The sequence below is a fragment of the Kosakonia sp. MH5 genome (assembly GCF_009935945.1).
Taxonomy (GTDB): domain Bacteria; phylum Pseudomonadota; class Gammaproteobacteria; order Enterobacterales; family Enterobacteriaceae; genus Kosakonia; species Kosakonia radicincitans.
This window is the reverse complement of the sequence record NZ_QODH01000017.1, coordinates 7,312-15,425: the sequence shown is the minus strand read 5'-3', so window position 1 is coordinate 15,425 and position 8,114 is coordinate 7,312. Positions and strand designations below refer to the sequence as shown.

At 55.9% G+C, this 8,114-nt stretch carries 11 protein-coding genes and 1 pseudogene; all 12 read right to left on the bottom strand.

What is annotated here, in order from left to right:
* Window positions 1-331 precede the first annotated feature (331 nt).
* Window positions 332-442, bottom strand: coding sequence for a DUF5431 family protein (locus DK872_RS27705; RefSeq protein ID WP_367890317.1), 111 nt, complete (start codon window positions 440-442; stop codon window positions 332-334).
* Window positions 391-543: pseudogene (locus DK872_RS28060) on the bottom strand (Hok/Gef family protein); the annotation flags it as partial. The pseudogene DK872_RS28060 and the gene DK872_RS27705, both read right to left, overlap by 52 nt.
* Window positions 544-719: 176 nt before the next feature.
* Window positions 720-926, bottom strand: coding sequence for a Lar family restriction alleviation protein (locus tag DK872_RS27855; RefSeq protein WP_161518989.1), 207 nt, complete (start codon window positions 924-926; stop codon window positions 720-722).
* The gene (locus DK872_RS25635; protein ID WP_161518988.1) at window positions 913-1,140 is read right to left on the bottom strand and encodes a hypothetical protein; all 228 of its coding nucleotides are present in this window, start codon (window positions 1,138-1,140) and stop codon (window positions 913-915) included. The genes DK872_RS27855 and DK872_RS25635 overlap by 14 nt, the downstream gene beginning before the upstream one ends.
* Window positions 1,130-1,876, bottom strand: coding sequence for a plasmid SOS inhibition protein A (locus DK872_RS25630; protein WP_161518987.1), 747 nt, complete (start codon window positions 1,874-1,876; stop codon window positions 1,130-1,132). Before DK872_RS25630 ends, DK872_RS25635 begins: the two co-directional genes overlap by 11 nt.
* Window positions 1,873-2,304 (bottom strand): conjugation system SOS inhibitor PsiB, encoded by a 432-nt coding sequence (gene psiB / locus DK872_RS25625; RefSeq protein WP_161518986.1) that lies wholly within the window; start codon window positions 2,302-2,304, stop codon window positions 1,873-1,875. The genes DK872_RS25630 and psiB overlap by 4 nt, the downstream gene beginning before the upstream one ends.
* A 42-nt stretch (window positions 2,305-2,346) precedes the next feature.
* Entirely contained in the window at window positions 2,347-4,353 is a 2,007-nt protein-coding gene (locus DK872_RS25620; RefSeq protein WP_161518985.1) for a ParB/RepB/Spo0J family partition protein, read from the bottom strand.
* Between the two features lie 68 nt (window positions 4,354-4,421).
* Window positions 4,422-4,781, bottom strand: a complete 360-nt coding sequence (locus DK872_RS25615) for a hypothetical protein (RefSeq protein ID WP_161518984.1) — start codon at window positions 4,779-4,781, stop codon at window positions 4,422-4,424.
* A 26-nt stretch (window positions 4,782-4,807) separates the two neighbouring features.
* Complete coding sequence (locus DK872_RS25610; protein WP_161518983.1) at window positions 4,808-5,086, bottom strand: hypothetical protein; 279 nt, start codon at window positions 5,084-5,086, stop codon at window positions 4,808-4,810.
* A 562-nt stretch (window positions 5,087-5,648) separates the two neighbouring features.
* Window positions 5,649-6,542, bottom strand: a complete 894-nt coding sequence (locus DK872_RS25605) for an RES domain-containing protein (protein WP_161518982.1) — start codon at window positions 6,540-6,542, stop codon at window positions 5,649-5,651.
* A 479-nt stretch (window positions 6,543-7,021) separates the two neighbouring features.
* Window positions 7,022-7,432 (bottom strand): DUF1380 family protein, encoded by a 411-nt coding sequence (locus tag DK872_RS25600; RefSeq protein WP_161518981.1) that lies wholly within the window; start codon window positions 7,430-7,432, stop codon window positions 7,022-7,024.
* A 45-nt stretch (window positions 7,433-7,477) separates the two neighbouring features.
* On the bottom strand, window positions 7,478-7,915 hold the full coding sequence (locus tag DK872_RS25595; protein WP_161518980.1) for an antirestriction protein: 438 nt from the start codon (window positions 7,913-7,915) through the stop codon (window positions 7,478-7,480).
* Window positions 7,916-8,114: the final 199 nt, after the last annotated feature.

The window sequence follows — 8,114 nt, the reverse complement described above, 5'->3', positions numbered from 1 at the left end:
CAGCAGGAACAGCAGGAACAGCAGGAACAGCAGGAACAGCAGGAACAGCAGGAACAGCAGGAACAGCAGGAACAGCATAAGGGTGAAACGGAGCACAACAACAGGGAAGGAGCAGATGAGGACGCGGAGGGGAAAAAGCGGGAGCGCCGCAGGCGCATCCGCCCTGCCCCGTTCTCCGTAGGGGAACGCCCTTCCGGGAATTTGCGGTCGCGCCGGAAGGAAAATGGGACTGCCAGCGGATACTGACAGCCCCATTGTAAAGGCGCTTTAGGCAGACTCCGACGCCATCAGCCCTGAAAAGGCGGGGTTTCCCCCGCCTCCAGGTTGCTACTTACCGGATTCGTAAGCCATTAAAGCGGCCACCTCCCTGCTTCCGTCTCTGTAGCGAATTTCGCAAAGCGATTTTCGCGTCAGCCAGGTGAATATCAGCAGTGTGAGACACACTATCAGAACGCACCATATGAAAGAGTTGGGTGTCAGCTTCATAGCCTCTTCTCCTTGCCTTACGGCGGGTAAACGGCTACTCTGATGTTGTCGAGACATAGAGTTGGCCCTGTTGGTTAATTGAAAAATTACCTTCGGGGCTTTCTTCTTTCTGCCTCACAACAAGGCGACAAACCACCTGAACATCATGAGGCAAAAAGCCTCAAGCGCCACCGCCATTATACCTCAACCCGCATCACTCCCACCAGGCTCAGGCAATCAGTTTCGCTGATTTTTCATACCTTTTCCTGACAGATTGCTCCCGATTCGTGTGTGTCGTTGACTCTCCGGTTCCAGCGATTTACAGCTTCCTGTTCACTTTCCTGAAATGAGGCAGTGGACTCGCAGCCGCAGCATGATGCCCGGAAATACCCGGACAACCTGCGAACACGGATAACATTGCATCCGCAGAACGGGCACGGCCTGACATTATCGTGTCTCACCGGGTGCTTCCTCAGCGCTTAGTACCTGGTACTCCATGACATAATCGGGATACGTTCCGCGAATGCGGGATTGCACAACTCCCGCACTGACCAGACGCTCAAGCCGCCAGGCTGGCCGGTTAAGCAGGGAAGGCACATCCCGGAGGATAAACCAGCCGCCAGGCATCTTCTCCAGTGCTTCTCTGTCAGCAAGGGTCAGAGTTTTAGCAAGCATTTGCGCACCTCCCTTCTGAGTGACTCAGCTTATCGGGTACACACCAGCGTTCAGCCGCACGCAGGCCGTCTGGCTGCGCCCTCACCATGTCCCTAAGGACGGAGAACACCACCCACAGAGGGTCGCCAGCGTCCCGGTGCCATAGGAGTTTGTCCAGCGAAGCAAAACGGTAACGCCACTGCCAGAACATCGATGCCAGTTCGTATTCGTGCAGTTCTTCCGACCAGCGCGAATACCATGCCCCCACCGTTTCCGGGGACTGAAAATTCAGAGCAACCCGCGCGCGCGCAACCAGACTCTGATGCAGCATGGCCGCATGGCATTGGCGTTTATCTTCCTGCCGCTGTACCTTGTGCCAGCGCAGTTTCGCGCGTTTTTCCGCGCGGGATGTGTTACGCCAGACCACGTCCGGGAACAGACACTGCTGCACCGCCTCCGACAAGGGGGGAAAACAGTGCTCCCCCTGACTCACCAGAAGCCGCTCCAGCGCATTTTCCAGTTTCCTGAGTGTCCAGAGCTTAAAGGATGGATCCCATGCCAGCCCCGGAATCAGTCTGGCCGTCCTGTGCGTGAGACGGCTCTGACCTGTCAGCCGCCGCATGAATGCCCGTGTCACCGGGTTATCGTCAGGCAGGCGTTTGCGTTCCTCACGGCGTTGCTCCACCTCAGCAATGGCCTGAAGAGCAGCCTGCCGGGCCGGATTGAGGGTAACGAGTGAATGTGAGGCGGGGATCATGCTGCATCCTCCCCGGTCAGCAATTCAGCAATTGTTGCCGGTGCGCAGTTAAAACTGCGCATAACAGCTATCTGTTTAAGAATGTCGCTGATGAGGTGAGGCTCAAGTACCCCGGCATGATACAGCACGCGGTTCACGCTGCCGTCATGAGCCACAATAAACAGCGACCAGGTTAGCGCCATTTCTGACGGGCTGCACAGACAGAGACTGAAGTCGCCGTTTTCATCCGGCGTCCAGCGCACCTGTACCGGAAATCCGCCCCCAAATTCGCCACGATATTCCGCATTCACGCGCCAGCCTGTGGGCATGGAAATGAGGCTGATGACGGTATCACTAAGCTGGCGGCGTTCTTCGTCATCACCATCCCGCACGCTTTCCAGTTCAGACGGGAGCATGCCATTCAGTACAGCGAGAGTGTATTTTGTCATTGTTTTTTCCCGGTTGCCCCGGCGGGGGCAACCGTCTCCTGTTTATGCGGCGTAGTCAGTGTGGGTGACGTTGCTGGCGTCAGCGGTGTCCTGCTGTGCCGCCGGTTCCGGCCGTTTCATCCAGCCCGGAATCCAGCGGGTTTCGGCAACCGTTTTTTCGGCCAGTAAGGCGGCCTCTGTTTTTTTCAGTTTCAGCGCTTCACGGGCGCGGTCTTCGCACCCGGCTTCGGCCAGCGCATCGCCAATCTGGTCTTTGCTGATCCTGCCGAAATAGTTCTCAGCGCCCGGCTGCCACCAGTCGCGCAGGTCGAAGCCCATCGCGGCTTCAAGGTTGTCCAGCTTACTGGCGCGGGTGTAACCCATTTCCCGCCCCTGCTGACCACTGATACCCGTGGCGATGCAGAAACCGAGCAGGGCATGAAGGCGGTCAACCGGCCAGGTCAGGAGCCAGGTGAAATCTTTCTCCCACTCAGGCGGCAGTCCGGCTTTCAGGTCGCGTTTAATCTTCAGCAGCGTGCTAAATCCCAGCCCCTTTTCACCGGACGGTGCATCCGTGTGCAGTGCCCACTGCTGACGCAGGGTTATATCCAGTGGCAGCTTCACCAGGTGATTGTGTCTGGCACCAAAGACCTCGCGACACAGCGTCCAGACCAGCAGGGCGACGGCAATGTCCGGTTTTCCGGCAAGCTCCGCCTGTACCGCCAGGGTACGTTCTGACGACATGGCTTTGACCAGTTTTTCAGAGTACTTATCCGCCTCGATACGGGAGCGGGTTGAGGTGTATGCGAGGGTTTTCCCGGTGGTTTCCGGCAACCGGCTCTCCGTTCCTGCATCGCCAGTGTCGGTGCCACTGTCCTCCGTGGCGTCCACATGTTTCACGCCGCGCTGGACGTTGTAACTACCGCACTCACAGGACACCACAACACCGTGCGACGCCTTAAATTCCGGGGTGAACATGCGCATCATGGCCGCTTCTTCAATGTCCTCGATCTGCTGCTGGAGGCTGTTTTCATCATCCTCCGTCTCACACACCTCGATCTGTTCGTCCAGCTTCTGGATTTCTGCCTCTTCTTCAGCCGTCAGTTCCGGTTCCGGCAGCCGCCATTCCGCGTCTTCCCGTAATTCGTCCATCCGGCTGTCGCACCACGCCCAGCCCTCTTCCTGTTTCAGACGCTCAGCCTCCGCCGCCAGTTTTTCCCGCAGCAGCCGTTCGGTCAGGAGACGGTCAGCAAAGCCCTCCCCCTCATCGCTGAACAGGTCGCGATCGATAATTCCCCCCGCTGCCAGATAGGCTTCCTCACCCACAAAGCGAAACAGGGCGGTAGTCATGTTAATTTTGATATTGCTGATCTGCGATTTCAGCCATGACACATACGGCATACCACTGCCGAACGTCTCTCTGGCTTTGTTCCAGATTTCAAGCTGACGGGCCTGATCGTGCTCCAGTGTCATCACCTGACACAGTTCCAGGGTAATGCGGTCGTGGGTCAGTTCCTCAAGCAGCTCCGGCGCGAGGTTTGCCAGGCTCAGGATGCGCTGGACGTGGCGGGGGGAAAAGCCGAAGAGGTCACCAATCTGCGCCGGGGTGCTGCCTTCTGCGGCCATTGCGCGAAAACCGATGATCTGCTCTGCCGGGTGCATGGCTTTATGGCTGTCTTCCGCAAGGGAGGCCGCCCGCGCCAGTTCTTTCGGAATGACTTTGTAAGGGATAAACGGCTCATCGGCTCCGATCACGTCCTGCTCAACCAGCAGCCCGGTGCCGCGTCTGCGTCCGTTGCCGCACACCACACCCAGGGTGCCATCGTCGTTTTCGACCACAATCAAGTTATGCAGGATCCCCAGCGCCTTGATTGACGCGGCGTAGGCGGCAATTTCCTCGTCGGTGTGTTTAATGATGCGGGCGTTGAATTCAGACTCCACAAAGCGGGAAAAAGGGGCGTAGCCGACCGGAGCCAGACGCAGCGCCTCTTCGGCGGCAAGCACCTCCGCGCTCACTTTTTTACGGGTGGATTTGGTGGCGGGTTTCGCCGTAGTATTCGTACTGACCATTATTGTTTCCTCACAGTTACGGTGGTGGTTATGCCGTAGCCGGATTGCCCTCCGGTTACGGCGCTTAATCAGTTAAGGCGATCAGGATGTTTCGCCAGCGCGGCAAAGGACGGGTATTTGTCCAGCACTGCCAGTAACCTCTTTCCGGCTTCCGCCTGGCGCTTGTCTGAATCAGAAGAACTCCCCTCACAGACATCCACGGTGGCAATCACACCGGACTTCATATCGGAAAAACGCTGGTACATGCGGGTGCTGAACAGAACGCGCTCGGAGCCGTTCATCACCTGCCAGTTGCAGCAGTCGTTAAAACGGGTGTCCACATTGTCAAACTCGGCAGTCCAGTTATCCGGCAGACGGATGCGCAGCAGCGGCAGCATATCGGCGGACTGTCCGACCGCGTTTTTTGTGGCAGTAAGGGACGGTTTCATCGTATTTCTCCTGTGGTGATCGGGTTTCAGTTCTGCTGAACGCTCAGCAGGTTCGCTTCGAGATGGCTTAAAAAATCTGGTTCAAATGACCAGGCATGCCACACCAAGACGCCAAAGCGACGGATTTCAATCTGCACATCGCCTTCTGCTGACACAGAGGCAGTAAATACAGTGATCCCGTCCTGCAACCTGTTCAGCTTTCTGATCAGGTTCCGCGCCTGGCGCGCATTTTCTTCAGGCGTGTCTTTTTCTCCCATCTTCCTGGAAGATTCTTGAGCGGCGGTTTTGATGTTATGTGTGTGCATTCAGGTTTTCTCCTCGTCGATGGTTAATCCATCTCCCTGGTGAGTTCTCTCGCGGCAAAGGGCAAAGTGGTGACGGCAGACGACTGAAGGACGGGCGTCACCGGAGGCCGCAGCGCAAGCGAGCCGGATTTTCGGCGAGTGCGAACGGGCGAGGAACGGCGAAGCGTACCCTTCCGGAAGGCGGATGACGGTGCTACGACCAGCCCTCCGCGTGAGAACGTCAGGGTGATGGCCACCGGCGAAGTGACAGAATGCACACACCCGCAACGGCGGAACGGCGTTGCGCCCTTAAAGTACCGGCACCGCCGGGGCGGTGGACGCGGCGCGACCGGCACGGTCGCAGCAAGCGTGCCGTTGACCTTCAGCCATCAGACACTAGCGAACAGCCCGAAACCGCAACGCGGATTCGGCGGAGCTTGGCGGGCGCTGCGCGGCCGCTTAGCGGAGTGTGGCTCGACGACCCGGCCGGCACGGACGGGGAGCCGAAGGGGGGCCATATTAAGAAGGGGTTGACAAAGAATGTGCTTATTATGGCGTTCAAAGCATATAATATTTTTATATATTATCTGTATGTGGTGTCATTCTTTTCAGAAACCAATTTATACTCAAGAATATCTGTAGTGAAGTCCATACATTCCAGTCTTGTGTAATATTTATAAGTACCGCTTTTGTATACCTTGCTAATTTTATTTACACATGTGTACGAAATATCTAGCTCGTCCGCAACATTTTCTCTAAAACTGAAATTCTCACCAAAACGCTGTTGTAATGATGGGTATTTAATTGCGTCAATATATTCAAACTCGGTAAATATTGCGTCTGAGATTACCGAGGATAAGTAATACGCAATTTCACGAGACTCCTCTACCGCATACAGACCATCCATCAATCCTGACTCCAGCGCGGCAAATCCACGAATAGTTGAATCTGGAACGTCATCCATATTGAAAAGCCCCCTTACCTGATCCTTGAAAAGTGTAGAATCACGCGGAGTAGAAAAATACAACCTAGAAAACAAACCTAACTCAAACACTTTTATGGGCTTTAGGGATTTGAACTTTGTTAATTGGAAATCAGCATTTTCTTTCAATTGGCATTCGGCTATGGCTGTATATTCATGGTACGAAGCATACATAACGTTGAGCGAATGATTATTCATTCTGCCGTATCTACTCCCATTGCGCGGGTATTTTAGTCCAGAAATATTATCTACTCCATTTATGTTTTCTGAATCAAGAGGTCTAACCCTATAAAAATACGTACCCACAGGAATTTCACTTGAATATTGAAGAAATTTTAACCAACTTTGGAAATATTCCTTTAAATGCCTATAATAATGACTATCTTCAGAGATATCTCGCAACGCATCCTCATTAGTTTTAAGATCATTAAATATTGTTACAATAGCGTCCGAAACCAGCTCAGCCTCATCCAAGTTCACTCCCCATATAGCCATAACAACTCCGTATTAAGATTAATCAATTTCTCAAGATATTGAACAAGATATCATGGCTTGACTGGAATTTTCACCCCGCAACGCCGGCTGGCTGCTGAGCAAAAGATGGCTTTTTCCAGGGCAATGAAAGCGATGACGGCAGCCATCAGCAGCCGTTGATTTTCGCCATCAGATTCCAGCCGTCAGGCCCGAACCGCCTGCGGGTTTGGCGGCGCCTGGCGGGCGCTGCGCGGCCGCTTAACGGAGTGAGGCTCGACGCCCCGGCCGGTACGGACAGGAAGCCGGAGGGGGCCATGCCCCGGCGGTTTACCTGTCCTGAACGGCATAAACTCACCAAGACACACATCAGAAGCCGTAAAGCCGCATTAATCCCGACAGGATCTGCAACAAAACCCGTGACACTGCATAACCGCACCGCCGCGCAGCGGCAGGGTTTTCAGGCGGCCGCAGAACGGCTCCGGGCGTCCCTGCCCGGTGTGTTATCGTCCCAGGGTTTCGCGCAGTGCCCGCAGCGCGCTGGCCTCATCCGGGTAGAGACGCTGCGCCGCTCCCTCCCCGCCCTGAATCTCTTCCATGCGCAGAAATTCCCCCGCCAGCGCCATCACTTTTTCCAGCGCAACGGCAGGGACGGTAATCTGGCGCTGTCGGGCTTCTTCCGCGCGCAGGTTCTCCAGGAGACATAGCAGGGTTTCCACGCCCACGCCGCCCTCGTGAAGTCCGTCCAGTCCGGCAATCAGGCCGACAATCTGCGCGGCGGTGTCTTCCGTCACGCTGTCATCGTCCAGACAGGCCAGCACGTCCTCTTTTGACCAGACAATCAGCGCCAGCGGCTCGTCCGGGGTGTATTTTTCAGTCAGTTTCACGCACAGCGCGTTCACGGTTCCGTACATGTGTTTGTCTCTCATCAGGGGGCGGCAGCGCCGCCCCGGTGGTGTTCAGTTAAGGGCGCGGAAAATGGCGGCAGCTTCCGGGTGGGTTCCGGCATACGTCATTAACTGACGATGGCGGTGGCAGCACAGGCGACACATTTCCTCTTCATCGTGGCGGTCATACATCCAGCTCCGGTGGTTCAGCACCAGGGCAGTGATGACAATCCCCGCCGCCTCACTGCCCAGGCTGAAATCAGCGCCATTGAGCGGGTTGATGAAATGCCAGCGTTCTTCCCCCTCCGGTTTCATAAAGCCGCCGCCCTCCGGCAGCGCAGCGTACGCCCACACACCGCCGTCATACCCGTCCAGATAACGGCTGGCGTAGAGGTATACGTTGTTTTCGGCGCGGATGCAGTCGTCACCAAACAGGGCGGGCAGGAAACTCAGACACACGTAGCCATCAAGGACACGCGCGGGCTGAAAGTCAGGGGTTGAAGTGTGCATATACATAATCTCCGCTGTTAAAGATGAATACAGGTTCGGCCTGTGCCGTGACTGAATGGCAGCCCGGCGGAAAGCGGAGTGTTCAGGAGCGACGACGAGGCCGCAGCGCAAGCGAGCGCGAGGCGGGATTACGCACGGCGGTGACGCGAAGCATGAGCGGAGACGCGAAGCATGAGCGGAGACGCGAAGCATGAGCGGA

What these genes read in the sequence shown, in the direction of transcription:
- DK872_RS25635 (WP_161518988.1), bottom strand. Translation starts at nt 1,140, where the DNA reads ATGCTTGCTAAAACTCTGACCCTTGCTGACAGAGAAGCACTGGAGAAG.
- DK872_RS25630 (WP_161518987.1), bottom strand. Translation starts at nt 1,876, where the DNA reads ATGATCCCCGCCTCACATTCACTCGTTACCCTCAATCCGGCCCGGCAG.
- psiB (WP_161518986.1), bottom strand. Translation starts at nt 2,304, where the DNA reads ATGACAAAATACACTCTCGCTGTACTGAATGGCATGCTCCCGTCTGAA.
- DK872_RS25620 (WP_161518985.1), bottom strand. Translation starts at nt 4,353, where the DNA reads ATGGTCAGTACGAATACTACGGCGAAACCCGCCACCAAATCCACCCGT.
- DK872_RS25615 (WP_161518984.1), bottom strand. Translation starts at nt 4,781, where the DNA reads ATGAAACCGTCCCTTACTGCCACAAAAAACGCGGTCGGACAGTCCGCC.
- DK872_RS25610 (WP_161518983.1), bottom strand. Translation starts at nt 5,086, where the DNA reads ATGCACACACATAACATCAAAACCGCCGCTCAAGAATCTTCCAGGAAG.
- DK872_RS25605 (WP_161518982.1), bottom strand. Translation starts at nt 6,542, where the DNA reads ATGGCTATATGGGGAGTGAACTTGGATGAGGCTGAGCTGGTTTCGGAC.
- DK872_RS25600 (WP_161518981.1), bottom strand. Translation starts at nt 7,432, where the DNA reads ATGTACGGAACCGTGAACGCGCTGTGCGTGAAACTGACTGAAAAATAC.
- DK872_RS25595 (WP_161518980.1), bottom strand. Translation starts at nt 7,915, where the DNA reads ATGCACACTTCAACCCCTGACTTTCAGCCCGCGCGTGTCCTTGATGGC.